A 25,755-nucleotide genomic window follows, 5' to 3' on the forward strand; every position below is an offset into this window, starting at 1 on the left:
TCGCTGCGGGCAAGGTCTCGCATGAAGCCTGGGGGTCAGTCGTTCAGCAACGGCCAGAGGTTGAGGCCGCGCACTTGATGAACGAGCTGGGTGGTCCTGAAGACCGATTTCATTTCCATCGCCTGCAGACTGAAGGTCCGTAATGATTTATCGAGCGTGTCGTGCGTACGCCGGGTACGCAGTAACGTGAAGGTGTTCTTGCGCATGGCAGGCTCCTTATAAAGACTCGTCCGGGGTCTTGCCCTGCACCAGGCCACTGCCCAGTTCGGCGCCGGTCAGCGGCAGGCTGGCCGGGTCGGATCGGGTGCGCAGCTTCATGTTCATCAGCGTCTGTTCGTCTTCGGCACTCAGGTTCACGGTGGCCAGGCCATCGCCGCCGTCGACCGCCGGCTGTGGATTCTCGACATAGTCGAACTCCTCGCCGTTCCAGGGGCCGCGCACAGTGGGCTCGCCCTGGGAAAGATTGAAATAGGTGCGGCTGAATTCCGGCTTGCCTGGCAACTTGCCCTGCGGGAAGTTCGGCTGGATGGCGTGCAGGGCTTTTTCGAACGACAACTGGTGGGCGATTTCCCGTGTCATCAGAAAGCCCAGTGCATCCTTGATGCCCGGATCTTCAGTCACGTTCATCAGCCGCTCATAGACAATCTTGGCCCGCGCTTCGGCGGCGATGTTGGAGCGAAAATCTGCCGTAGGCTCGCCAATGGTGTCGATGTACGCGGCCGTCCAGGGCACGCCGGCCGAGTTGACCAGCGGCGCCCCACCGCCATACAGCAGGGTGGTGATATGGGAGTCGTTACCGGCGCCATTGAGCGAGCGATACAGTTCGCCTTCCTGCTCGACGCCTTCGGCGATCTTGCCCTTGGCTCCGCGATTGAGCATCACGATGATCGACCCGATGACTTCCAGGTGGCTCAGTTCTTCGGTGGCAATGTCAAGCAGCAGATCCTTGCGGCCCGGATCTTCTTCGCTCAGGCCCTGGGTAAAGTAGCGGGCGGCAGCCGCCAGCTCGCCCTGGGCACCGCCGAACTGTTCGAGCAGCAAATTGGCCAGGCCCGGATTGGGTTCAGCCACGCGAACCGTGTATTGCAGACGCTTGTTATGAATGAACATGCTCTTTCCTCATTCTCGTCATCAGGTATCGGTCAGTGTTCAAGCGTGGCCGGGAATCACCGCCTGGTTGCCGCGTTGCCCGGTGCTGTGGACATTCGAAAGTGTGTGAATGAAAAGACCGTGAAGCGGGGTGCGCGGTGACGTGGCCATGCTTGATTTCTCCATGAAAAGCGTGGATTTCAAATCGTCCTGCGTGCAATGGACGCAATAGTTGAGGGGCAGAAGCGCGATGATGTTCAGCAATCTTTCATCAAAAGCCGACGAACGTAACAGGTGGCTATTAGCTGCCATCGCCTGACAACGACGGCGAAAAGCACGCTACCGCTTCGCTTGTAAGCGCTGTGGCGCTATGTCACTGGCCGATAACTTCCCTCGCCGAGGGTTCGGCATTAAGCTTGCGTGCCCCAGGCAATGAGTCCACTGTCTGCACCCGACCCAGAGGGGGGAAAACCTGCTGCGCCTGGCCATCGGCGTTGAAAAAAGCCCGGGCCGGACGCGAGCAAAATTTCCATAGCGCCCATTCGTCACTGTCGGGTGCGGGGGCCACCGAGCGGCAAGCACACCCCATCACCTGCCAAGAAGTCCGGAACCGGTATCAATGACTACAGCAATCAGCCCGACCGCCTACAACTACAAGGTGGTCCGCCAGTTCGTCATCATGACGGTGGTCTGGGGCATCGTGGGCATGGGGCTTGGCGTGTTCATCGCCGCGCAACTGGTGTGGCCCGAACTGAACTTCGGCCTGGAGTGGACCACCTTCGGCCGCCTGCGCCCGCTGCACACCAACCTGGTGATCTTTGCCTTCGGCGGCTGTGCCTTGATGGCCACTTCTTATTACGTGGTGCAGCGCACCTGCCAAGTGCGACTGTTCAGCGACCGGCTGGCCGCGTTCACCTTCTGGGGCTGGCAGGCGGTGATCGCCTCGGCCATTGTCAGCCTGCCGCTGGGCTACACCACCACCAAGGAATACGCCGAGCTGGAATGGCCCATCGCAATCTGGCTGGCCATCGTCTGGGTCGCCTATGCCACAGTGTTCTTCGGCACCCTGGCGCAACGGCGCACCTCGCACATCTATGTCGCCAACTGGTTCTACGGCGCGTTCATCCTGGTCACCGGCATGCTGCATGTGGTCAATCACCTGGCGCTGCCGGTCAGCCTGTTCAAGTCGTACTCCATCTATGCCGGTGCCACCGACGCGATGGTGCAGTGGTGGTACGGGCACAATGCCGTGGGCTTTTTCCTGACCACGGGTTTTCTGGGCATGATGTATTACTTCGTGCCCAAGCAGGCCGAGCGGCCGGTGTACTCCTATCGCCTGTCGATCGTGCATTTCTGGGCACTGATCACCCTGTACATCTGGGCCGGCCCCCACCACTTGCACTACACCGCGCTGCCGGACTGGGCGCAGTCGCTGGGCATGGTGATGTCGATCATTCTGCTGGTGCCCAGCTGGGGCGGAATGATCAACGGCATGATGACCCTGTCGGGCGCCTGGCATAAATTGCGCAGCGACCCGATCCTGCGCTTTCTGGTGGTGGCCCTGGCGTTCTACGGCATGTCGACCTTCGAAGGCCCGATGATGGCGATCAAGACGGTCAATGCCCTGTCGCACTACACCGACTGGACCATCGGCCACGTGCATGCCGGCGCCCTGGGCTGGGTGGCGATGATCACCATTGGCGCCACCTACCACATGATCCCGCCGCTGTTCGGCCGCCAGGCCATGCACAGCATCACGCTGATCCATGCGCATTTCTGGTTGGCGACCGTCGGCACGGTGCTGTACATCGCCGCCATGTGGGTCAACGGCATTACCCAAGGGTTGATGTGGCGGGCGGTGGATGCCGACGGCACCCTCACCTACAGCTTCGTCGCCACCCTGGTGGCCAGCCACAACGGTTATGTGGTGCGGCTGATCGGCGGCGCTTTATTTGCCAGCGGCATGCTGCTGATGGCCTGGAATACCTGGCGCACGATTCGCGTTGGCGACCCGCACGTGGCGGCGCAAACGGCGCTTATCAGCGTGCCGGGAGCGCCGCGATGAGGCACGACATCGTCGAGAAGAATATCGGCCTGCTGACCCTGCTGATGGTCGTGGCGGTGAGCATCGGCGGGCTGACGCAGATCGTGCCGCTGTTTTTCCAGGACGTTGCCCACACGCCGGTCGAGGGCATGAAGCCCTACACCGCGCTGCAACTCGAAGGCCGCGACGTGTACATCGCCAACGGCTGTGTCGGCTGCCACTCGCAGATGATCCGCCCGTTCCGGGCCGAGACCGAGCGTTACGGCCATTATTCGGTGGCCGGCGAAAGCGTCTGGGATCATCCATTCCTGTGGGGTTCCAAACGCACCGGACCCGACCTCGCACGCATCGGCGGGCGCTACTCGGATGAATGGCACCGCATCCACCTGATCAACCCCCGGGACCTGGTGCGCGAATCGAAGATGCCGGCCTACCCCTTCCTGGCCCACAAGCCCGTCGACGCCACCCAGACCGCGACCAAGATGCAGGCGTTGCGCACACTGGGCGTGCCCTACACCGATGCCGACATTGCCGGCGCCGAGAAGGCCGTGCAGGGCAAGACCGAACTGGATGCGCTGGTGGCCTACCTGCAAGGCCTGGGCGTGCACATCAAGAGCAAACGGTGACGAACATGGACATCGGAACGATTCGCGGCCTGGGCACGCTGGTGGTGCTGCTGGCTTTCGTGGGCCTGGCGCTGTGGGTGTTCAGCCCGAGGCGCAAACAGGCATTCGACGAGGCCACCCTGCTGCCGTTTGCCGATGAGCCGGTGCCAGCGCGCAAACCGCAAGGCCCGCAGGCACCCGACGCATGAGCAGCGGCTGGAGCCTGTACATCACCGTCCTGACCCTGGGCACGCTGGCGGGCCTGACCTGGCTGTTGCTGGCCACTCGCAAGGGCGAGCGCAAGGAGCCCGGCGAGCAGACCACCGGCCATGTCTACGACGGCATCGAGGAATACGACAATCCGCTGCCGGCATGGTGGTTCAAGCTGTTCATTGCAACGATTGTGTTCTCGCTCGGGTATCTGTTGCTGTACCCGGGGCTGGGCAACTGGCGCGGCCTGCTCCCAGGTTATGCCTGGCTCGACGCCGGCAGCCAGACACGCTTTGCTGATGGCCAGCAGGGCTGGAGCGCTGTGCATGAATGGGAAAAGGAAATGGCCCGTAGCGACGCACAGTACGCACCGATCTTTGCGCGCTTTGCAGCCATGCCGGTGGAGGCTGTGGCCCGGGACCCTGAAGCCTTGCAGATGGGCGCCCGGTTGTTTGCTGCCAATTGTTCGGTGTGCCACGGCTCGGATGCCAAGGGCGCCTACGGTTTTCCGAACCTGACCGACGAGCATTGGCGCTGGGGCGGCGATGCCCAGTCGATCAAGACCAGCATTCTCAATGGGCGCCGCGCCGTGATGCCCGGCTGGGGGCCGGTGCTGGGCGAGCAAGGCGTCAACGACCTCGCCGCCTGGCTGCTCACCCGCCTCGGCCGGCCGCTGCCCGAGGGCCTCAAGCTCGACCCGGTGGCCGGCCAGCAACGCTACGCCGCCACCTGCATCGCCTGCCATGGCGCCGAAGGCAAGGGCAATCCGCTGCTCGGCGCCCCCGACCTGACCCAGCCCGGGGCCTATATGTACGGCACCGGCTTTGCGCAATTGCAGGAAAGCATCGCCAAGGGCCGCATGGGCCAGATGCCGGCGCAAAAAGCCATTCAGGGCGATGACCGCGTGCATGTGCTGGCCGGCTATATCTACAGCCTGTCGCGCCAGGACAAGACGGTTGAAGTGCCGTGATCATTAAACCGTGTGAAAGGCACTGATCCCATCACGCGACCCCGTGTCGCAGGTCAATCCTACAGGCCCGGCGTATCCTTGCTGTCACCGGCCTTTTCGAACAGCCGCAGGACGTTGCGATGAGCCGTCGAATCCCGCTACACGACATCACCCCGCCAGCCGCTGACGACCCTGGCAGCGTCGACCTGTATGCGGCCCGCCAGAAAATCCACACCAAGGCCTTCAATGGTTTTTTCCGCAACGTGCGCATGATCGGCGGAGCGCTGCTGTTGCTGCTGTACTTCGGCACCGTGTGGCTGGACTGGAACAGCCGCCAGGCGGTGTGGTGGAACCTGCCCGAGCGCCAGTTTCATGTTTTCGGCGCCACGTTCTGGCCGCAGGACTTCATCCTGTTGTCGGGCCTGTTGATCGTGGCCGCCTTTGGCCTGTTTTTTATCACCGTGTATGCCGGTCGCGTATGGTGTGGCTACACCTGCCCGCAAAGCGTGTGGACGTGGATCTTCATGTGGTGCGAGAAGATCACCGAAGGTGACCGCCACCAGCGTATCCGGCTCGACAACGCCTCCGCCAGCGCCAACAAGCTGCTGCGCAAGACCGCCAAACACAGCCTGTGGCTGCTGATCGGACTGGTCACCGGTATCACCTTCGTCGGCTACTTTTCACCCATTCGCGAGTTGTGCCTGGCGCTGGTCACCGGTGCGGCCGATGGCTGGGCGTATTTCTGGGTCGGGTTTTTTACCCTGGCCACCTACATCAATGCCGGCTGGCTGCGTGAACAGGTGTGCGTGTACATGTGCCCGTATGCGCGCTTTCAGAGCGTGATGTTCGACCAGGACACCTTGATCGTCTCCTACGACCCGCGCCGGGGCGAACCACGCGGGGCGCGGCGCAAGGACACTGACAAGTCTGTTCAGGACCTGGGCGACTGCATCGACTGTACCCTGTGCGTGCAGGTATGCCCCACCGGCATCGACATTCGCGACGGCTTGCAGATCGAATGCATCGGCTGCGCGGCGTGCATCGATGCCTGCGACAGCGTGATGGACAAGATGGACTACCCGCGCGGCTTGATCAGCTACACCACCGAACACAACCTGGCCGGGCACACTACCCGGACCTTGCGCCCGCGCCTGATCGGCTATGCCGCCGTGCTGTTGCTGATGATCGGCCTGCTGGCCGGTGCCTTCGTGCTGCGCCCGCTGACCGACCTGGATGTCAGCAAGGACCGCATGCTGTACCGTGAAACCCTCCAGGGGCACATCGAGAACGTCTACAGCCTCAAAGTGCTGAACAAGGATCAGGTGGCCCACACCTATCTATTGCAGGCCACCGGCCTGCCGGCCCTGGAATGGCACGGCACGCGAGAACTCCATGTACCGGCCGGCGCCAGCCAGACCCTGGTGGTCAGCCTGTCCAGCGCCCCGCAGGCGGTGCCGGCCAGCAGCAACGAGGTGACCTTTGTTGCCCGGGACATCGATGACTCCACGCAGCGTGTCGAGGTCCGCAGTCGCTTCACCGGCCCCCAGGTTCGTCAGTAAGGATCGTGCATGAGTGTTTCTCCCTGGTATCGGCATCGCTGGCCCTGGTTCATCCTCGGTCTGCTGGGCGGCTCGGTGACCCTGAGCCTGAGCCTGGTGGTGATTGCCGTGAACAACCCGGTCAATCTGGTCAGCGACAACTATTACGAGGCCGGCAAGGGCATCAACCGCTCGCTGGACCGCGAACTGCTGGCCCGTCGATTGAACCTTCAGGCCCGCTTGCATCTGGATGAGCTGACCGGCGAGGTCGAGCTGCGCCTGAGCGGCGACAGCCTGCCGCCCCAGGTCGACCTGAACCTGCTGTCGCCGACCCAGCCGGCCAGGGACCGGCGCCTGGTGCTCAACCGCAGCCTCGGTGATACCGGGCGGTATGTCGGCCAGCTCGACGACCGCCTGGCAGGGCGGCGTTTTGTCGAAGTGCTGGGCCAGGACGCTCAAGGCACCTGGCGGCTGTTCGAGGAAGAGATGATCGAACCGGGACAGGCGTTGATCCTGGGCGACGAACCGTTGCAGGCTGCTCCTTGATTGCCAGGTCTGTCGCAGGAGCGACCCTCGGTCGCGAAGGCTGCACGTCGAACCCGACGGATGGTTCGATCATGCCGGCCCTTTCGCGACCGCGTAGCATCGAGGCAGGGGCTTCATGATCTCGTCCTGTTATCACTGCGCCCTGCCCGTTTCGTCAGGCAGCCGCTTTAGCGCGGTGGTCCTTGGTGAACCCCGCCTGTTCTGCTGCCCCGGCTGCCAGGCGGTGGCCGAGGCTATCGTCGCCGGCGGGCTGGAGGCCTATTACCGCCACCGCAGTATCGCCTCGAGCAACCCGCAGGACCTGCCCGCGCCGTTACCCGACGAGCTGCCACTCTATGACCGCCTCGACGTCCAGCAGGGTTTCGTGCGTCAGGACGGCACACTCAGTGACACCACCCTGCTGATCGAAGGCATCAGTTGCGCCGCGTGTGGCTGGCTGATCGAACGCCAACTGCGCGCCCTGCCCGAGGTGATCGAAGCGCGCCTGAACCTCAGCACCCATCGCCTGCACCTGCGCTGGCAGTCCGGGGCGTTGCCGCTGAGCCAGGTGATCGAGCGGCTACGGCGCATCGGCTATGTCGCCCATCCGTGGCAGCCGGACCCGGCGTGCGAGCAACTGGAGCGGGAAAACCGCCAGGCCCTGCGGCGCCTCGGGGTCGCCGGGTTGCTGTGGTTCCAGGCCATGATGGCAACCATGGCCACCTGGCCCGAATTCAACCGTGACCTGAGCCCGGAGCTGCATACCATCCTGCGCTGGGTGGCGATGTTCCTGACCACCCCCATCGTCTTCTACAGCTGCGCGCCCTTGTTTCGCGGCGCCTGGCGCGACCTGCGCCACCGGCGGCCGGGCATGGACGTCTCGGTGTCGCTGGCCATCGGCGCCGCCTATGGCGCCGGGGTCTGGACGGCGGTGACCGGCAGTGGCGAGCTGTATTTCGATGCCGTGGGCATGTTTGCCCTGCTGCTGCTCAGCGGTCGCTACCTGGAGCGTCGGGCCCGGCAGCGCACAGCCACCGCCACCCAACGCTTGATCAAGCTGCTGCCAGTCTCCTGCCTGCGCCTGGACCGCGACGGCCAGCCGCAACGCATCCTGCTCAGCGAACTGCACCTCAACGATCGCGTCCTGGTGCTGCCCGGCGCGGTCGTGCCCGCCGACGGGCAGATCATCGCAGGCCATTCCAGCCTCGATGAATCGCTGCTGACCGGCGAATACCTGCCACAACCCCGCAGCCCCTCGGATGCCGTCACCGCCGGCACACTGAATGGCGACAGCCCGCTGACCGTCGAGGTGCAGGCCCTGGGTGGCGAAACGCGGCTTTCGGCCATCGTACGCCTGCTCGAACGCGCCCAGACCGACAAGCCGCGCCTGGCCTTGCTGGCTGACCGCGCCGCGCAACAGTTTCTGCTGGTGTCGTTGCTGGCCACCGTCTTGATCGGCGCGCTCTGGTGGCAGCTCGATGACAGCCGCGCCTTCTGGATCGTCCTGGCCATGCTGGTCGCCACCTGCCCCTGCGCCCTGTCGCTGGCCACGCCCACGGCTCTGACCACTGCCACCGGCAGCCTGCACAGCCTGGGCCTGTTGCTGACCCGTGGCCATGTACTCGAAGGCCTGGCGCAGATCGACACAGTGATCTTCGACAAGACCGGCACGCTCACCGAAGGTCGCCTGCAATTGCGCCGTATCCTGCCGCTGGCCGACGTCGACGCCGAGGCCTGCCTGGCGCTGGCCGCCGCGCTGGAAAATCGCTCCGAGCACCCCATCGCCCGCGCGTTCGGCCCGGCACCGCAGGCCGCCGAACAGGTCGACAGTCATCCAGGCCTTGGCCTGCAAGGTTTTGTCGACGGCCACTGCCTGCGCATCGGCCAGCCGGCCTTTGTCTGCGCCTTGAGTGCCAGCAGGCTGCCGGCGCCACCCGAAACCGGTGGGCAATGGCTTCTGCTGGGCAATCAGCAAGGGCCGCTGGCCTGGCTGGTGCTCGATGACCGTCTGCGCAGCGATGCCCACGCCCTGCTTGCGGCCTGCCGCGCACGCGGCTGGCACACGCTGTTATTGTCTGGCGACAGCTCGCCGAGGGTGACCGAGGTCTCTGCCGAACTGGGCATCGACCAGTCCCTGGGCGGCCTGAGCCCGAGCGACAAACTGGCAAAACTGCAACAGTTGCAGCAGGCCGGGCGCAAGGTGCTGATGCTGGGCGACGGGGTCAACGATGTACCGGTGCTGGCCGCTGCCGATATCAGCGTGGCCATGGGCTCGGCCACCGACCTGGCCAAGACCTGCGCCGACGCCGTGCTGCTCTCCAACCGCCTGCAGACACTGGTTGACGCCCTGGCGCTGGCCCGGCGCACGCGGCGGGTCATCCTGCAGAACCTGTTCTGGGCCGGGCTGTACAACGGCCTGATGCTGCCCTTTGCCGCGCTCGGCTGGATCACCCCGGTGTGGGCCGCCCTCGGCATGTCGGCCAGCTCCCTGGCCGTGGTGCTCAATGCCCTGCGCCTGGGCCGCGTGCCGGCCACTGCCCCATCAACGTCTGTCACGGAGCCGACATGCCTGCGCTCTACATCATGATTCCCGCCGCCTTGCTGCTGGTGGCCATCGCCATTTACGTGTTTTTCTGGGCCGTCGACAGCGGTCAGTACGATGACCTGGACAGCCCGGCGCACAGCATTCTGTTCGACGACCAGGACCCCGGGCACCAGGCCGCGCTGCAGGAAACACCGCCATCCAAGGAGCCGGACCCTCATGCCTGAACTGCTGGCCCTGCTGGGCTCGGCCGTGATGTTCGGCCTGCTGGGCGGCGGGCATTGCATCGGCATGTGCGGCGGCCTGATGGGCGCCATGAGCCTGGGCATCCAGGCGCCGGCCCGGCGCACCCGCTTGCTGCTGGCCTACAACCTGGGCCGGGTGGCCAGCTATGGCGTCGCCGGACTGCTCACCGGCCTGCTCGGCCATGCGGTGGCCAACGGCCCGGGCGCCACGGTGCTACGGATCATCGCCGCGCTGCTGCTGATCGCCATGGGCCTGTACCTGGCCGGCTGGTGGCACGGCCTGACCCATATCGAACGCCTGGGCCGCGGCCTGTGGCGTCGCATCCAGCCGCTGGCCGGTCGCCTGCTGCCGATCACCAGCGTGCCCCGCGCCTTGCTGGTCGGGGCGCTCTGGGGCTGGCTGCCGTGCGGGCTGGTGTACAGCATCCTGTTATGGGCGGCCCTGCAGGGCAATGCACTGATCAGCGCCGCGCTGATGCTGGCCTTCGGCCTGGGCACGATGCCGGTGCTGTTGCTGACCGGGCTGGGTGCCGAACGCGCCCGCAGCCTGCTGCGCCAGCGTGGCCTGCGGGTGGCCGGTGGCATGCTGGTGATGCTGTTCGGGGTGTGGAGCCTGCCGGGGCCGCATCAGCGATGGCTGATGGGGCATTGAGACGTGCCGATTCAGCGCGACTCGCTTCGGTAGGCACTCGGGGTGATGCCCATCTGCTTCTTGAACGTCTTGGAGAAGTGCGCCGAGTCGGCAAACCCCCAATAGGTGCCGATGTCGGTGATCGAGCGGTTTGCGCACGCCGGATCGCGCAGGTCCTGGGCGGCCTTCAGCAGCCGCTCACGCAGGATATAGCGGCAGACACTGTCACCGCGCGCCTCGAACAACCGGTACAACTGGCGGCTGGAAATACCCAGCTCCTCAGCCAGTGATGCCGGGGTCAGGCGCGGTGAGTCGAGCCGTTGCAGGATGATCGATTGCACTTCATGCAGTTGCAGGCCCGGCGAGTGATCACTGACCCGATACTCCAGCACCGACTCGAGCAACGACACCAGCGCCCCTTGCAGGCCATCGCCGTCTTGCGGGCAAGACCAGTGCGCCAGCTCGCCGGCGGCCACCTGGCGCACCAGGGTACCCAGCAACTGACCACAGACGCCCGCGGTCGACAGCTTGCCATAGCGCGGGCGGTCCAGGCCTTTGAACAGCTCGCGCGGCAGGTGAATCGACACATGCGAGAACAAGCCCTTGGGCATCATTTTCACGGCCTGGGCCGAGTCGAGCAGGGCCAGGTCGCCGGCGCGCAGGTCCAGGAAACGGTCGCCCGTCTCGATGGTCATTTCGCCCTGCCGCTGTAGCACAAGGAAACAGTTTTCGGCCGAGTCGCAGGCGGTTGTTCCGCCCGCCTTGGCGATCACGTTGGCATTACTGCGAATGTGGGCGACCGGCGTGCTGCCCACCCGCGTGGTGCTTATTTCACCGATGAAAAGGCTCTGGCAGTGGTCATAGCGGGTTTCGAAACGCCCACAGGCCGCATGCACATTTTCGTTCCAGGCCGACAGCGCTTGACCACTCATGCATCTTTTCTCCAGAACACGCCCTTAAAAAAGGCAATTATTCACGTGAATAGGTAACAAAATTACCTGTGCAGAATGGACAAGCATGGAGCGCGCCAACTCGCGGGTAGACCGGTCAGAAACAGTCATCCTTACTGCAACACACGTCAAAACCTCGACAGCACGGCCGCTTCAGGATCTTGCACATGCTTTAGCGTGCGCTGTACTTTCAACACCGCAACGCCATAGACCGCCAGCACCACCACCGAACAGGCGCCGGAGAACACCAGCACCGCCGGATAGCCGAACTGCTCGATCAGGAAGCCGCCGATGGCCGGACCGAATGCCGCGCCCAGCGACAGGCACAGCGCGCCCAGTGCGACCAGCTTGCCCGAGAGGTCGAACTCGGCCATGACCCCGAAGGTGTAGGCCAGCACGAAACTGATCGAGAACAAAAAGCACAGTGCCCCGACCACATAGGCCGTAAGGGACGAAAACTGGGCGAGCGCCACCAGGCCCAGCAGTTCGGCCAGGACGACGACCGCCACCGGCATGAAGCGCCCGGCCTTGAGCCCCAGCGCCGAGGCAATGAAGCCACCGCCGGCGTTGATCAGAAAGCCCAGCGCCAGCACCGCCCCGATGGTGTCGGCCGACAGCCCGGTCTTTTTGCCCATCAACTCAAGAAAGGCCCATACCGACATGATCCCGGTCAAAAAGACCAGGCTGGCCACCAGGCTCAACCACACGATGGCGCGGCTTTGCGGACAGTCGACGGGGGCAGCACCACTCTCGACCTCACGTTGCCGTTCGCTGCGACGCGGCACCCAGGGCAGCGGCACGATGCCCATCACCACCATGGCCAGCGCGATGGTGATCAACATGCCCTCGAAGCCCCAGACAGGCGCAATCGCCACGGGCAGGACAATGAGCAAAAAAGCCCCCGGAATGGTTTCGATGCCCAGCTTGAAGCCGAACGCCCGCTCGGGCTGCGAGCTGTCACCGAAGATCGTCATGGCCAGCGCGTACAAGGCCCCTGTGCCGGCCCCCGCCAGGGCCATGATCACCAACAGCGCTTCATAAGACGGATCACGCAGCACAGACAGGACCGCGCCAATCACCAGGACCGATGAAAGCACCGAGATGATTCGCCAGCTGAGCCGGTGAATCCACAGCAACGACGCCAGGCCCAGGGCGCCAAAGCCCAGGTTCATGGCCAGGGCAAGATTGCCGAGCTGGTGCTCGCCCAGCCCGAAGCGCTCGGCAAAGGCGCCGAACAGCACCGGCAGCACGTTCAGCAACAGTGCACCGGCGCCCGAGACCAGGCCGGCACAGACATAAACAGAGGTTTTATCGATCGGGTTGGATTTTATAGTTTTCATTCAGGTATCCCGGCTTGTTAGACAAAGGCTTGCCAGCAACCAGTGTGCAGCGGCCTGACCTGAGCGGCATGTGCAGCATTGCCGGGCTTTTGGTCGAGGCTGCCAAGGTGTGCCACTGGTCAAGCGACAGGCCGCATGCCGGCGCCTTGACCCATATCAACACCTTGCGCACGCCCCGCCCCTACACTCGCGCCTTGCCAGCTCTCCAGGGGAATGCCCGCATGCTCGATGTCATTCGTTGGGATTCTGACCTGATCCGTCGTTACGATCTGGCCGGCCCGCGCTACACCTCCTACCCCACGGCCGTGCAGTTCGACACCCGGACCGGCGCCTTCGACCTGTTGCATGCGCTGCGCGACAGCCGCAAGGCGCACCGACCCTTGTCGCTGTATGTGCACATTCCGTTCTGCGCCAACATTTGCTACTACTGCGCCTGCAACAAGGTCATCACCAAGGATCGCAGCCGGGCGCAGGCCTACCTGCAGCGCCTGGGCAATGAGATCGAGATGCTCGGCTGTCACCTGGCGCCCGACCAGGTGGTCGAGCAGTTGCACCTGGGCGGCGGCACACCGACCTTCCTCAACCATGATGAGCTGCGCCAGCTGATGACCCGCCTGCGGGCCAATTTCCACCTGCTCGATGACGACTCGGGTGACTACGGCATCGAAATCGACCCGCGCGAGGCTGACTGGTCGTCCATGGGCCTGCTGCGCGAACTGGGATTCAATCGGGTCAGCCTGGGGGTGCAGGACCTGGACCCGGCGGTGCAACGAGCGGTCAATCGCCTGCAAAGCCTGGAGCAGACCCGCGCCATCGTCGAAGCGGCGCGCACCCTGCAGTTTCGTTCGGTCAACATCGACTTGATCTACGGCCTGCCCTTGCAGACGCCGCAAGGCTTTGCCCGCACCGTGGACGAGATCATCGCCTTGCAGCCGGATCGGCTGTCGGTGTTCAACTACGCTCACCTGCCGGAGCGCTTCATGCCCCAGCGGCGCATCGAACAACACGACCTGCCGGCCCCCGAGCAGAAGCTGCACATGCTGCAGGGCACCATCGAACAACTGACCCGCGCCGGTTACCGTTACATCGGCATGGACCACTTTGCCCTGCCCGACGACGAGCTGGCCATCGCCCAGGAAGAAGGCACACTGCAGCGCAACTTCCAGGGCTACACCACCCACGGGCATTGCGACCTGCTGGGCCTGGGGGTGTCGGCCATCAGCCAGATCGGTGACCTGTACTGCCAGAACAGCAGCGACCTGAACGACTACCAGACCTTACTGGCCAGCGACCAACTGGCCACCAAGCGCGGGCTGGTCTGCCACGAAGACGACCGCATCCGCCAGGCTGTCATTCAGCAACTGATCTGCCATTTCGAGCTGGATTTCAGCCAGATCGAAGCGGCCTTCATGATCGAGTTTCGCGGGTATTTCAGCGAGGCCTGGCCGCGCCTGGTCGAGATGCACCACGATGGCCTGATCGTGCTGGATGACCGGGGAATACGGGTGTTGCCTGCGGGGCGACTGCTGGTGCGCGCGGTGTGCATGCTGTTTGACCGCTACCTCAGCCCGCAGACTATTCAACGCTTTTCCCGGGTCATTTGAGAACGACAGGTCACTTGCATGACATTTCCTACGCTGGTCGAAGCTACTAACCCTGAGTTACCCTACATCCTGTGTGTGCTTATCCCACAAGGAATAGAGTGATGTCCGAGCCAGTCAAATTGCGTGCTCATAATCAGGCTCATTGCAAGGATTGCAGTCTGGCGCCGTTGTGCCTGCCCCTGTCGCTGAACCTGGAAGACATGGACGCGCTGGACCAGATCGTCAAGCGTGGCCGCCCGTTGAGAAAAGGTGAGTTTCTGTTTCGCCAGGGTGACACCTTCGAATCAGTGTACGCCGTGCGCTCCGGCGCCCTGAAGACTTTCAATATCAGCGACGGTGGCACCGAGCAGCTCACCGGTTTCCACCTGCCCAGCGAGCTGGTCGGCATGTCCGGGATGGACGCCGAAGCCTATCCGGTTTCGGCCCAGGCGCTGGAAACCACGTCGGTGTGTGAAATCCCGTTCGAGCGCCTGGACGAACTGTCGGTGCAACTGCCCCAGTTGCGGCGCCAGTTGATGCGCGTCATGAGCCGTGAGATCCGCGACGATCAGCAGATGATGCTGTTGCTGTCGAAGAAAACCGCCGACGAGCGTATCGCGACCTTTCTGGTCAATCTGTCGGCGCGTTTTCGGGCGCGGGGCTTTTCAGCCAATCATTTCCGCCTGAGCATGTCGCGCAACGAGATCGGCAATCACCTGGGCCTGGCGGTCGAGACGGTGTCACGGGTATTCACCCGCTTCCAGCAGAACGCGCTGATTGCCGCCGAGGGCAAGGACATCCAGATCCTTGACCCGATCCAGCTCTGCGCGCTGGCGGGCGGTGCCATGGAAAGCTGAAACGTGCGATCCAGGGCTGGCCGGCCTACACTGTCGGCCTACCTTGCCCTGGATTGCCCGTATGACTTTTGACGACATCCACATCAAATCCCTGATCCGCCCTGTCGTGGACTTTCCCAAGCCTGGCGTAGTGTTTCGCGACATCACCCCGCTGTTTCAGTCGCCCAAGGCCATGCGTCAGGTTATCGACCATTTCGTGCATCGCTATATCGACGCCGACTTCAACCAGATCGGCGTGATGGACGCGCGCGGTTTCCTGATCGGTTCGGTGGTGGCCTATGAACTGAACAAGCCGCTGGTACTGTTTCGCAAACAGGGCAAGCTGCCCGCCGACGTGCTGTCGCAGGCGTACCAGACCGAATATGGCCAGGCGTTTCTGGAAGTGCATTCCGACAGCCTGTGCGATGGCGATAGCGTAGTGCTGTTCGATGACCTGATTGCCACCGGCGGTACGCTGATTGCGGCGGTCAACCTGATTCGCCGCATGGGCGCCCGGGTGCATGAGGCAGCGGCCATTATCGACCTGCCGGAACTGGGCGGTTCCAGGCGGCTGGAGGACCTGCAAGTACCGACCTTCAGCCTGACCCGCTTTGCCCTGGATGAACTGTAGGAGCGCGCTCTGCCCGCGACAGAGTGCGCAGCGCTCGCAAAAATCGATTAAACGCTGAAAATTTACGACTGAAACATCTGCGAAACGCCACAAATTTACGACTGCTAACGCAGCCGGTCGCGGGCAAGCGCGCTCCTACAGCGCGATAGCTTTGCGGCCGGCAAACGAGTGCGCCAGGGTGCCTCCGTCGACCAGATCCAGCTCGCCACCCAGTGGAATGGCTATGGGCTGTAGGGGATCGCGCAACATCAGAGCTGTAGGAGCGCGCTCTGCCCGCGACCGAGTGCGCAGCGCTCGCAAAAATCGATTAAACGCTGAAAATTTACGACTGAAACATCTGCGAAACGCCACAAATTTACGACTGCTAACGCAGCCGGTCGCGGGCAAGCGCGCTCCTACAGCGCGATAGCTTTGCGGCCGGTAAGGGCGTTACAGCGCGATAGGCTTGCGGCCGGCAAACGAGTGCGCCAGGGTGCCGCCGTCGACCAGGTCCAGCTCGCCGCCCAATGGAATACCGTGGGCAATGCGCGAGGCGATCAGGCCCTTGTCGTGCAGCAACTGGGCAATGTAGTGCGCGGTGGCTTCGCCTTCCACGGTCGGGTTGGTGGCCAGGATCACTTCCGTGAAGCTGCCTTGCGCGGCGATGCGCTCCAGCAACTGCGGAATGCCAATGGCCTCCGGGCCCAGGCCGTCCAGCGGCGACAGGTGCCCCTTGAGTACGAAGTAACGTCCACGATAGCCAGTCTGCTCGACCGCATAGACGTCGGTGGGCCCTTCGACCACACACAACAAGGTGTCGTCGCGGCGCGGGTCGGCGCATTGCGGGCACAGTTCTTCTTCGGTCAGTGTGCGGCAACTCTTGCAGTGACCGACCCCGTCCATGGCCTGGCTCAATGCCAAAGCCAGCCGCGAGCCACCGCTGCGATCACGCTCCAGCAACTGCAAGGCCATGCGCTGGGCGGTCTTTTGCCCGACGCCGGGCAGCACCCGGAAGGCATCGATCAGTTGGCGAATCAGGGGGCTGAAGCTCATGAAGAAAAGTCCCAAATAATCGAAAGACGCGGTTTATACCCGCGCCTTGTCGTCAGCGTCAATCAAAGCGTCGAAACCTCGACCACCAGCTTGCCGAAGTTGCGCCCTTCCAGCAGCCCGATAAAGGCCTCAGGTGCCGCCTCGAGGCCCTGTACCACATCTTCGCGGAATTTGATCTGTCCGGAGGTGACCAGCGGGGTCATGGCGTCGATGAATTCCTGGCGGCGCGAGCCATATTCCTCGAACACGATAAAGCCCTGGATACGGGCCCGCTTGGTCAGCAAGGTGCGCATCAGCAACGGCAGTTTGTCCGGCCCTTGCGACTCACCCTGGGCGTTGTACTGGGCGATAACGCCACACAGCGGGATACGCGCCCGGGCATTGAGCAGCGGCACCACGGCTTCGAACACCTTGCCGCCCACCAGTTCGTAATAGATGTCGATGCCCTTGGGGCAGGCCTCGGCCAGTTCAGCGGCAAAGTTGTCGCCGCGATGGTCAATGCAGGCATCAAAACCCAGTTCTTCGACCACGTAGCGGCACTTTTCCGGGCCACCCGCCACACCGACCACCCGCAGCCCGTGCAGCTTGGCGACTTGACCGACCACCGAGCCGACCGCGCCGGAAGCGGCAGCCACCACCAGGGTTTCACCGGCCTTGGGCTTGCCGATGTCCATCAGGCCCATATAGGCCGTCATACCGGGCATGCCCAGCACACCCACAGCCATCGACGGGCTGGGCAGGTCCCTGGGCAGCTTCACCAGGCCTGAGCCATCATGGATGCTGTGAGTCTGCCAGCCGGTCTGGCCCACGACCAGATCGCCAGGCTCGAAATTGGAATTGAGCGATTGCTCGACCACGCTGACCGCCCCGCCTTCCATCACCGCGTCGATTTCCACCGGGTCGGCATAGGACGGCGCGTCACTCATGCGCCCGCGCATGTAAGGATCAAGCGACAGGTACAGGGTGCGCAATTGCACCTGGCCACCCTTGAGTTCCGGCAAGGCTTCGCGTTCCAGGCGGAAGTTCTCCGGGGTCGGCCGGCCTTTTGGTCGCGAGGCCAGAACGATGCGCTGGTTGAGGATCATCTCTTGAGTCATGACGCGCTCTCTTGAAGGTTAAGGTCTATAAGGCAGACCCTGCCTGAGCGCTGGCGTTCGATCCCGCTCAATCAAAGTGCCCGCATTTGTGGCAGGCAAAAAAATGCCAGGACATTCGCCTGGCATTTTCAACCGCACAAAAAGCGCCGTCAGAACGGCAGCTTCATGCCCGGTGGCAGCTGCATGCCAGCGGTCATGCTGGCAGTCTTTTCCGAGCTGGCCTGTTCGATCTTGCGCACGGCGTCGTTGACGGCGGCGGCAATCAGGTCTTCCAGCACTTCCTTGTCTTCCTGCATCAGGCTGTCATCCAGCGAGATGCGCTTGACGTCGTGACGACCGGTCATCACCACGCTCACCAGGCCTGCGCCCGATTGACCGGTGACTTCCGCGTTGGCCAGTTCTTCCTGCATCTTGGCCATTTTTTCCTGCATTTGCTGGGCCTGCTTCATCAGGCCAGCCATGCCACCTTTCATCATGGGGTGTCTCCTTCAAGGGATGGTAAGTGCGCGCACCCGTTCAGTGTGCACGCTCTGTCAGTGAGATTGCGCCTCGGCATCGACAGGCTTGATCGTATCCTCCCGGATCACGGCGCCAAACTGCTGCATCATCTGCTGGACGAACGGATCGCCCTGGATCGACGCTATCGCCTGGCGCTGGCGTTCGGCCCGCAGGCGGGAAGCTGCCTGGGCCGGGGTTTCCTGCTCGGGGCGGATCAGCTCGATAGTCAGTTGGATCGGGCGTTCATGGTACTGGTTCAATGCGTCACTGAGGCGACGTTGCTGGGTGGCGTTGAACAGTGCACTGTGCGCCGGGTCCAGGTGCAGCAGCCAGCGGTCGCCCTCGACGCTGATCAGGGTGCAGTTGGCGGCAATGCTGCCGGTCATGCCCGAGATCTGCAGCTTCGGGAAAATCTCCAGCCATTGCAGCGCCAGCCCCGTGGCGGGCATCGCGGCCGGCTCCGGTTCGGGCTCCGGGGCTTCCTGGTGCTGCACGCTTTCGTGGGCCAGCTCATCAAGGTAGCTGAACGAGGCCGGGTCGATGTCGACCTCGGGCTCGACATAATCGTCGTCCGGTGGCGGCTCGTCATCGTGCGCCATGGCCGAAGACAGGTAGGCGCTGTCCGGAATGTCTTCAAGGCCGCCGGCGCCACGGTCCGGGGTCGGGGCTGCCACCGCAGCCGGCTCGACCACCTGGGGTGCATCGGGCACCGGGCTGGCAGGCGTCGGGGCCGGCATCGGGGTCAGCTCGGGCGGCTCGGCGACGGTTTCCAGCACCGGCTCCGCTGCCACTGGCGCGGCGACTGGTGCGGCGACTGGTGCGGGAGCAGGAGCAGGAGCCTTGGGCTCGTTCCACGGCAGGTCGACGTCCTCGACCGGCTCGGGTTCAGGCACCGGTGCAGGCCGGGGGTCAGCCGCCGCCACCGGGGCCGGCTGCAGCGCGGGAGCAACGGGCTGGGCAGTGTTGTCTTGTGTTGCAGCGTGGTTCTGTGCCGGGGCTACCGCTGGGCGGGAATCAGCCTTGGCCTGGCTGATCCCCACTGGCTTTAGTGGCTGGCTCGGGGCATCGCTGCTGTCGGCCGGGCGGAACGCCAGCATGCGCAGCAGGACCATTTCGAACCCGCCGCGCGGGTCGGGCGCCAGCGGCAGGTCGCGGCGGCCGATCAGGCCCATCTGGTAGTAGAACTGCACGTCTTCGCCGGGCAACGCCTGGGCCAGGGCCAGCACCCGCTCGCGGTCGCCATGGCCGTTGTCGAGCGCTTCGGGCAAGGCCTGGGCGATTGCCACGCGGTGCAACACATTGAGGATTTCAGCCAGTACACCGCTCCAGTCCGGGCCTTGCTCGGCCAGGTGGCGCACGGCTTCGAGCACACCACGGGCGTCGCCTTCGAGCAAGGCGGTCAGCACATCGAACACCTGCCCGTGATCCAGCGTCCCGAGCATGGCGCGTACATCGGCGGCCATGACCTTGCCTTCGCCAAAGGCAATGGCCTGGTCGGTCAGGCTCATGGCGTCGCGCATCGAGCCATCGGCGGCGCGACCCAGCAGCCACAGGGCATCGTCTTCGAACGGAATGTTCTCGGCGCCCAGTACATGGCTCAGGTGCTCCACCACCCGCTCGGGGGTCATGTTCTTCAGTGAAAACTGCAGGCAGCGCGACAGGATGGTCGCCGGCAGCTTTTGCGGGTCGGTGGTCGCCAGGATGAACTTGACGTAGGGCGGTGGCTCTTCGAGGGTCTTGAGCAAGGCATTGAACGAGTGACTGGAGAGCATGTGCACTTCGTCGATCAGGTAGACCTTGAAGCGTCCACGGCTGGGCGCGTATTGCACGTTGTCCAGCAGCTCGCGGGTGTCCTCGACCTTGGTGCGGCTCGCGGCGTCGATCTCGATCAGATCAACGAAGCGGCCTTCGTCGATCTCCTGGCACACCGAACAGGTGCCGCACGGCGTCGAGGTGATGCCGGTCTCGCAGTTCAGGCACTTGGCGATGATGCGCGCAATAGTGGTCTTGCCGACCCCGCGCGTGCCGGTAAACAGGTAGGCATGGTGCAGCCGCTGGCTGTCCAGGGCATTGATCAGAGCCTTGAGCACATGGGTCTGGCCGACCATTTCGCGGAACGAGCGCGGACGCCATTTACGTGCAAGAACCTGATAACTCATCGAAAACCGTCGCGAAGGGGGAGACAAAGACCGCTAATGCTAGCGGAGCAAGGCTGAAATTGCATCTGCTGGACACTCAAGCTGCGTCCGTGCACGATTCTGCCTTTACAGGAACAGGTACGGACATGCGCTTTAATCCACTGCACACAGGCGTCATAGCGCTGAAAAGCCTGCTGCTGAGCCTGTTGCTGGCAGGTCTGCCCGTCCGTGCCGCCAACGAGCCGCCGCTGCGGTTTTCGGTGTCCGAGAGTTGGTCGATGCCCTTGATCCACATCGAAGGCCATCAGCCGACCACCGGTATCCTGTTTGACATCATGCACAGCCTGGCGCGCCAGGTCGGGCGCACGCCTGAGTTTCATGTGCTACCACGCCTGCGTGTACAGACTGCCCTGGCACTGGGAGAGATCGACATACGCTGCTACACCTCGCCTGCCTGGCTGAGCAGCCTGTCGGGCGACTATTTCTGGAGCCTGCCGATCCTGACCCAGCGCGACATGCTGCTGGCCTCGCCGGAAACTGCAGGCCCTTACCCCGAGCAGTTCGACAATGAAGTGGTCGGCACCGTGCTGGGCTACACCTACCCGGAACTGCAGCACCTGTTCGACAACCATAACCTGCTGCGTGAAGACGCCCGCAATGAAGAGCAAGTGCTGAGAAAACTGGTAGCCGGGCGCTACAACTATGCGGTGGGCAGCCAGTTGGCGATGGACTGGGTCAACCGTGAGCTGCCGGCCAGGCGGCGCCTGAAGATCGTGTCGCTGATCAGTGAACAACCGGCCGGCTGCATGATCCGCAACGACCCGGCCCTGCCGGCACAGAAAATCCTGCGCACCTTGTTGCGGATGAAGATGTCCGGAGAACTCCAGCAGATCGTCGACCGCTACACCGCCCTGCCGGGCAATGAGACGCCGTAGACGCAAGGCCGATCAGGCTGGCGTCGCGGACAGAGCCCGCTCTCACCAAAAAAATAACTGACTCATTATATTGAGTTTAAAAAATCACTTGTGCTTGCTGCGCGACAGCGTGCCGCCTTGGCGCGCCAAGGCAGGGGATGATCTCCTTTGGTAATCGTTTCGCCCTTTATTGCAGAATTGCCTGACAGACACAGGCTCAGGCTTTCTATTCAGTCAGGGCTTCCTCTCACTCCAAGGAAGCCCGTTCATGACCTTTCCAACCTTCACCACCCCGCTCGACACCCCGCGCCTGCCAGACCGCGAAGGCACCGACCTGCTGGTCGTGCACTGCTCGGCCACTGCCCCGACACTCGATATCGGCGTAGCAGACATTGATCGCTGGCACCGGCAACGCGGCTTTGATGCGGTGGGTTATCACTATGTCGTCTGCCGCGATGGCCGCCTGCAACAGGGCCGGCGCGAAAGCGAGACCGGCGCCCATGTCAAAGGCTATAACAGCCGCTCCATCGGCATCTGCCTGGCCGGTGGCGTGGATGCTGCCAACCGGCCGCAAAACAACTTCACGGCCTTGCAGTTCGACACGCTGGCCCGATTGCTCAGCGCCTTGCAGGCCCGCTACCCGCAGGCACGCCTGCTTGGCCATCGCGACCTGTCGCCGGACCGCAATGGCGACGGGCAGATTACGCCCGACGAGTTCATCAAGGCCTGCCCGTGCTTCGATGTGAATGCGTGGTGGGCCGAGCGTCTACACCAGGCGTAACGGGCGCTGGGCGGGGGCCAGGGCGCCCTCGCCCAAGCGTTCGACCACCAGCGCATCGGCCTGGCGCGCCAGGCGGTCCAGGTGCCGGTCGCGGTTCTTCTCGGCGTCGCTCATCGCCCGCCGGCCCTGCTGGTTGAGCAGGTAGGTGTGGATCTGCATGACTTCCTCGCTGCGGTAGATCGGCTCGACATCCAGCACTGCCAGGCGCCCGTTCGAGGCGTGGTCGCGGGTGTTCATCAGCACTTGCGGGCCGCGTGCGCCCAATACCTGGAAGCCCAAGGCCTCGAAGCACGGCACCTTGCTGGCAAAGCAGGCCAGTTCTGCATGCGGATAGCGCGCCAGCATGGCCGTCAACATGCCCCGCGCCACACCCTGGCGACGCCGGTTGGCCAGCACGGCCATGTAGGCCACCGCGCAGGCATCGGGATCGTCTTCATAGGGCAGGTACAACAGAAAGCCGATCACCGTGGCCGGGTCTTCGGCGTCCAGCGCCAGGATCAACTCCACCGACAACCCCAGCGAGCCGTCCATGGCTTCCTGGTAGCGATTGACCTCGAAGCCGACGCCGTACTGGTAAAGCGGGTACAGGGGGTTGCTCGGCACAATGCCGACCATGCCAATGTCGGTCACATAATCGATGACCATCTGCATGATCTGGCTTTTGATCGACTCGGGCGGGGGATTTTCCAGGCGGGTGATGGTGAACATGGATAAAGGCAGGCTCGCGGTGGACAGGCCTGCATGATACCCGCTGAGGCGCGGTTGCGCGCGGCGGCGCCGTGAAGACGGCTTGCCCGCCTCCACGCCTGCCTGCTGATCTGGCGGGCCGGATCAGACGCTGACCGGGTCGATCTTTTCAGCGTTGATGCCCAGGTCGACCAAGGCCTGGGCCACCACCTGGCGTTCGATCACGCCGTCATCGGCCAGGGCCTTGAGCGCGGCCAGCACGATGAACTGCCGGTCGACCTCGAAGTGCCGGCGCAGGGCTTCGCGGGTGTCGGACTGGCCGAAGCCGTCGGTGCCCAGCCCGACAAAACGTCGATCACCCAGCCAGGGCCGGATCTGGTCGGCATGAATCTTCATGTAGTCGGTGGCCACCACCACCGGCCCCGGATGACCCTCAAGCACCTGGCGCACATACGGCACCTGCGGCGCCTCCAGCGGGTGCAGCAGGTTCCAGCGCTCTGCCGCCTGCGCCTCGCGGCGGACCTCGGTCAGGCTGGTGGCACTCCACAGTTCGCTGCTGACGCCGTAGTCCTGCGCCAGGATTTCGCCGGCAGCAATCACCTCGGGCAGAATCGCCCCGCTGCCCATCAGTTGCACATGCCGCGCGCCATTGACCGCACGCTCGACCGGCAGGCGATACAGCCCCTTGATGATGCCCGCCTCTACGCCCTCGGGCATGTCGGGGTGGGCGTAGTTTTCGTTGAGCACCGTGATGTAGTAATAGACATCCTGTTGCTCGACGAACATGCGCCGCATGCCGTCGTGCACGATCACCGCCAGCTCGTAGCTGTAGGTCGGGTCGTAAGAGAGGCAGCACGGCACGGTGGCCGACATCACGTGGCTGTGGCCGTCATCATGCTGCAGGCCTTCGCCCATCAATGTGGTGCGCCCCGACGTGGCGCCCAGCAGAAAGCCCCGCACACGGGCATCGCCGGCCGCCCAGAGCAGGTCGCCCACGCGCTGGAAGCCGAACATCGAATAGAAGATATAGAACGGCAGGGTCATGACGCCGTGGTTGGCGTATGCAGTGCCAGCCGCGATCCACGAGGAGGTGGCGCCCGACTCGTTCAGGCCCTCCTGCAGGATCTGGCCGTCGGTGCTCTCCTTGTAGTACGACAGCGTACCGGCGTCTTGCGGGGTGTAGAGCTGGCCGACATGGGAATGAATGCCGATCTGGCGGAACAGGCTTTCCATGCCGAAGGTACGCGACTCATCAGGCACGATAGGCACCACCAGGCGACCGATATTCGGGTCCTTGAGCAAGGTGCCGAGGATGCGCACGAAGGCCATGGTGGTGGAAATGGCCCGTTCACCAGTGCCCTTGAGCTGGCCGGCCAGGGCCGACAATGGCGGGATGCGCAGCGGCTCGACCTGTGCCTGGCGCGCCGGCACATGCCCGCCCAGGCTGTCGCGCCGCGCTTGCAGGTAACGCGCCTCGGGGCTGTCGGGCGCCGGGCGCAGGTACGGCATTTCACCCAACTGCGCTTCAGACAGCTCCAGGCCGAAACGGTCGCTGAACGCCTTGACCGCCTCAGCGCCCATTTTCTTGAGCTGATGGTTGATATTCTGCCCTTCGCCGGCCTCGCCCATGCCGAAGCCCTTGACCGTCTTGGCCAGGATCACCGTAGGCCGGCCTTTCTGGCGCATGGCGGCGCTGTAGGCGTTATAGACCTTGAGCGGGTCGTGGCCGCCACGCGACAGCTTCCAGATCTGTTCGTCGCTCAGGTCGCTGACCAGTTCCAGCAACTCGGGGTATTTGCCGAAGAAGTGCTCGCGCACATAGGCGCCGTTCTGCGACTTGTAGGTCTGGTAGTCGCCGTCCACGCATTCCATCATGCGCTGGCGCAGCAGGCCGCTCTTGTCCTTTTCAAGCAAGGCATCCCAGCCGCCGCCCCAGATGACCTTGATCACATTCCAGCCGGCGGCGCGGTACAGGCTTTCGAACTCCTGGATCACCTTGGCATTGCCGCGCACCGGGCCGTCCAGGCGCTGCAGGTTGCAGTTGACCACGAAGATCAGGTTGTCGAGTTTCTCGCGCCCGGCCAAAGAGATGGCCGCCAGCGATTCGGGCTGGTCCATCTCGCCATCGCCCAGAAAGGCCCAGACCTTACGGCCCTGATGCGCCTTGAGCTCGCGGTTTTCGAGGTAGCGCATGAAGCGTGCCTGATACGCCGCCGTGATCGGGCCCAGCCCCATGGACACAGTGGGGAATTGCCAGAAATCGGGCATCAACCGTGGATGCGGATAGGACGAAATGCCCGCGCCGTCGGTCTCGCGGCGAAAGTTGTCGAGCTGCGTTTCGTCCAGCCGCCTTTCAAGGTAAGCCCGCCCATAGATGCCCGGTGACGAATGGCCCTGGATATAAACCATGTCGCCGCCGAAGGCCTCGGTGCGGCCACGGAAAAAATGCTCGAAGCCGACGTCGTACAGCACCGCCGCCGAGGCATAGGTCGCAATGTGCCCGCCCACGCCGGAGTGCTTGCCGGCGCGCAGCACCATGGCCAGCGCGTTCCAGCGAATGTAGGCATTCAGGCGCTTCTCCATTGCCAGGTCGCCCGGATAAGGCTGCTCACGCTCAGGGCTGATGCTGTTGACGTAGGGCGTGGTGACCCGACCATGAAAGTCACCATGCAACGACACATCGAAGTCCAGCAACTGGTCGATGAGAAAATGCGCACGCGGACGGCCTTCGGCCTCGACCACCGAGGCGATCGAGTCGAGCCACTCGCGGGTTTCCTGGGGGTCGGCATCACGGGGTAGGTAGCTTTGCGCCATCGGACATCCTCCTGGACAGGCAGCGGCCAGCGTCGATGCGTCCGGCCATTTGATTGCAGTTGCAATTGAATCTATC

General features: G+C 63.7%; 25 protein-coding genes. 14 read left to right on the plus strand and 11 right to left on the minus strand.

Annotated elements, in window-relative coordinates; genetic code table 11:
- Positions 1 to 35 precede the first annotated feature (35 nt).
- Positions 36 to 206: a hypothetical protein gene (locus DGA31_RS29795; RefSeq protein WP_153811673.1), complete on the minus strand. Its 171-nt coding sequence runs from the start codon at positions 204 to 206 to the stop codon at positions 36 to 38.
- 10 nt (positions 207 to 216) lie between these two features.
- A complete protein-coding gene (locus DGA31_RS11955; RefSeq protein ID WP_109512671.1) occupies positions 217 to 1,110 on the minus strand; it encodes a manganese catalase family protein in 894 nt (297 codons plus the stop codon).
- 598 nt (positions 1,111 to 1,708) lie between these two features.
- On the opposite strand from DGA31_RS11955, the gene ccoN reads away from it, so the two are divergent.
- From ccoN to DGA31_RS12000, 9 genes are all read left to right on the plus strand, one after another.
- On the plus strand, positions 1,709 to 3,154 hold the full coding sequence (ccoN, locus tag DGA31_RS11960; protein WP_056840272.1) for a cytochrome-c oxidase, cbb3-type subunit I: 1,446 nt from the start codon (positions 1,709 to 1,711) through the stop codon (positions 3,152 to 3,154).
- Entirely contained in the window at positions 3,151 to 3,759 is a 609-nt protein-coding gene (gene ccoO / locus DGA31_RS11965) for a cytochrome-c oxidase, cbb3-type subunit II (RefSeq protein WP_109512672.1), read from the plus strand. The genes ccoN and ccoO overlap by 4 nt, the downstream gene beginning before the upstream one ends.
- 5 nt (positions 3,760 to 3,764) lie before the next feature.
- Positions 3,765 to 3,947 (plus strand): cbb3-type cytochrome oxidase subunit 3, encoded by a 183-nt coding sequence (locus tag DGA31_RS11970; protein ID WP_109512811.1) that lies wholly within the window; start codon positions 3,765 to 3,767, stop codon positions 3,945 to 3,947.
- Positions 3,944 to 4,918 (plus strand): cytochrome-c oxidase, cbb3-type subunit III, encoded by a 975-nt coding sequence (gene ccoP, locus DGA31_RS11975; protein ID WP_109512673.1) that lies wholly within the window; start codon positions 3,944 to 3,946, stop codon positions 4,916 to 4,918. Before DGA31_RS11970 ends, ccoP begins: the two co-directional genes overlap by 4 nt.
- Positions 4,919 to 5,037: 119 nt before the next feature.
- On the plus strand, positions 5,038 to 6,456 hold the full coding sequence (ccoG, locus tag DGA31_RS11980; RefSeq protein WP_109512674.1) for a cytochrome c oxidase accessory protein CcoG: 1,419 nt from the start codon (positions 5,038 to 5,040) through the stop codon (positions 6,454 to 6,456).
- Positions 6,457 to 6,465: 9 nt separating this feature from the next.
- Complete coding sequence (locus DGA31_RS11985; protein ID WP_109512675.1) at positions 6,466 to 6,981, plus strand: FixH family protein; 516 nt, start codon at positions 6,466 to 6,468, stop codon at positions 6,979 to 6,981.
- A 115-nt stretch (positions 6,982 to 7,096) separates the two neighbouring features.
- Positions 7,097 to 9,547 (plus strand): heavy metal translocating P-type ATPase, encoded by a 2,451-nt coding sequence (locus DGA31_RS11990; protein WP_109512676.1) that lies wholly within the window; start codon positions 7,097 to 7,099, stop codon positions 9,545 to 9,547.
- Positions 9,526 to 9,729: a cbb3-type cytochrome oxidase assembly protein CcoS gene (ccoS, locus tag DGA31_RS11995; protein ID WP_109512677.1), complete on the plus strand. Its 204-nt coding sequence runs from the start codon at positions 9,526 to 9,528 to the stop codon at positions 9,727 to 9,729. The genes DGA31_RS11990 and ccoS overlap by 22 nt, the downstream gene beginning before the upstream one ends.
- The gene (locus tag DGA31_RS12000) at positions 9,722 to 10,399 is read left to right on the plus strand and encodes a sulfite exporter TauE/SafE family protein (RefSeq protein WP_109512678.1); all 678 of its coding nucleotides are present in this window, start codon (positions 9,722 to 9,724) and stop codon (positions 10,397 to 10,399) included. The genes ccoS and DGA31_RS12000 overlap by 8 nt, the downstream gene beginning before the upstream one ends.
- Before the next feature lie 11 nt (positions 10,400 to 10,410).
- Here the strand turns inward: DGA31_RS12000 and feaR are convergent, their stop codons facing one another.
- Complete coding sequence (feaR, locus tag DGA31_RS12005; protein ID WP_109512679.1) at positions 10,411 to 11,310, minus strand: transcriptional regulator FeaR; 900 nt, start codon at positions 11,308 to 11,310, stop codon at positions 10,411 to 10,413.
- Positions 11,311 to 11,456: 146 nt separating this feature from the next.
- The gene (locus tag DGA31_RS12010) at positions 11,457 to 12,668 is read right to left on the minus strand and encodes an MFS transporter (protein WP_109512680.1); all 1,212 of its coding nucleotides are present in this window, start codon (positions 12,666 to 12,668) and stop codon (positions 11,457 to 11,459) included.
- A 221-nt stretch (positions 12,669 to 12,889) separates the two neighbouring features.
- Here DGA31_RS12010 and hemN point away from each other — a divergent pair, with 221 nt between their 5' ends.
- The 3 genes from hemN to DGA31_RS12025 all read left to right on the plus strand — a co-directional run bounded on the left by hemN (position 12,890) and on the right by DGA31_RS12025 (position 15,718).
- Positions 12,890 to 14,272 carry an oxygen-independent coproporphyrinogen III oxidase gene (hemN, locus tag DGA31_RS12015; RefSeq protein ID WP_109512812.1) on the plus strand — a complete coding sequence of 461 codons (1,383 nt, stop codon included), beginning with the start codon at positions 12,890 to 12,892 and terminating at the stop codon, positions 14,270 to 14,272.
- Positions 14,273 to 14,373: 101 nt separating this feature from the next.
- Complete coding sequence (gene fnr / locus DGA31_RS12020; RefSeq protein ID WP_056840282.1) at positions 14,374 to 15,108, plus strand: fumarate/nitrate reduction transcriptional regulator Fnr; 735 nt, start codon at positions 14,374 to 14,376, stop codon at positions 15,106 to 15,108.
- A 61-nt stretch (positions 15,109 to 15,169) separates the two neighbouring features.
- A complete protein-coding gene (locus tag DGA31_RS12025; protein ID WP_056840283.1) occupies positions 15,170 to 15,718 on the plus strand; it encodes an adenine phosphoribosyltransferase in 549 nt (182 codons plus the stop codon).
- 135 nt (positions 15,719 to 15,853) lie between these two features.
- On the opposite strand, the gene DGA31_RS12030 is transcribed toward DGA31_RS12025, so the two are convergent.
- From DGA31_RS12030 to dnaX, 5 genes are all read right to left on the minus strand, one after another.
- A complete protein-coding gene (locus DGA31_RS12030) occupies positions 15,854 to 15,967 on the minus strand; it encodes a hypothetical protein (protein ID WP_421957962.1) in 114 nt (37 codons plus the stop codon).
- Between the two features lie 180 nt (positions 15,968 to 16,147).
- Positions 16,148 to 16,750 (minus strand): recombination mediator RecR, encoded by a 603-nt coding sequence (gene recR / locus DGA31_RS12035; RefSeq protein WP_056840795.1) that lies wholly within the window; start codon positions 16,748 to 16,750, stop codon positions 16,148 to 16,150.
- 62 nt (positions 16,751 to 16,812) lie between these two features.
- On the minus strand, positions 16,813 to 17,847 hold the full coding sequence (locus DGA31_RS12040) for an NADP-dependent oxidoreductase (RefSeq protein WP_109512681.1): 1,035 nt from the start codon (positions 17,845 to 17,847) through the stop codon (positions 16,813 to 16,815).
- A gap of 149 nt (positions 17,848 to 17,996) precedes the next feature.
- Positions 17,997 to 18,323, minus strand: coding sequence for a YbaB/EbfC family nucleoid-associated protein (locus DGA31_RS12045; protein ID WP_056840285.1), 327 nt, complete (start codon positions 18,321 to 18,323; stop codon positions 17,997 to 17,999).
- A gap of 57 nt (positions 18,324 to 18,380) precedes the next feature.
- Positions 18,381 to 20,504, minus strand: a complete 2,124-nt coding sequence (gene dnaX, locus DGA31_RS12050; protein WP_109512682.1) for a DNA polymerase III subunit gamma/tau — start codon at positions 20,502 to 20,504, stop codon at positions 18,381 to 18,383.
- Between the two features lie 125 nt (positions 20,505 to 20,629).
- Here dnaX and DGA31_RS12055 point away from each other — a divergent pair, with 125 nt between their 5' ends.
- Both DGA31_RS12055 and DGA31_RS12060 read left to right on the plus strand, forming a co-directional pair.
- A complete protein-coding gene (locus DGA31_RS12055) occupies positions 20,630 to 21,418 on the plus strand; it encodes a substrate-binding periplasmic protein (RefSeq protein ID WP_109512683.1) in 789 nt (262 codons plus the stop codon).
- Positions 21,419 to 21,665: 247 nt separating this feature from the next.
- Complete coding sequence (locus DGA31_RS12060; RefSeq protein WP_082481699.1) at positions 21,666 to 22,178, plus strand: N-acetylmuramoyl-L-alanine amidase; 513 nt, start codon at positions 21,666 to 21,668, stop codon at positions 22,176 to 22,178.
- On the opposite strand, the gene DGA31_RS12065 is transcribed toward DGA31_RS12060, so the two are convergent.
- The gene (locus DGA31_RS12065) at positions 22,164 to 22,886 is read right to left on the minus strand and encodes a GNAT family N-acetyltransferase (protein WP_109512684.1); all 723 of its coding nucleotides are present in this window, start codon (positions 22,884 to 22,886) and stop codon (positions 22,164 to 22,166) included. The two genes, DGA31_RS12060 and DGA31_RS12065, sit on opposite strands and share 15 nt — an antisense overlap.
- 123 nt (positions 22,887 to 23,009) lie before the next feature.
- Positions 23,010 to 25,679: a pyruvate dehydrogenase (acetyl-transferring), homodimeric type gene (gene aceE / locus DGA31_RS12070; protein ID WP_109512685.1), complete on the minus strand. Its 2,670-nt coding sequence runs from the start codon at positions 25,677 to 25,679 to the stop codon at positions 23,010 to 23,012.
- Positions 25,680 to 25,755: the final 76 nt, after the last annotated feature.

This window comes from Pseudomonas ovata (genome assembly GCF_003131185.1).
GTDB lineage: Bacteria > Pseudomonadota > Gammaproteobacteria > Pseudomonadales > Pseudomonadaceae > Aquipseudomonas > Aquipseudomonas ovata.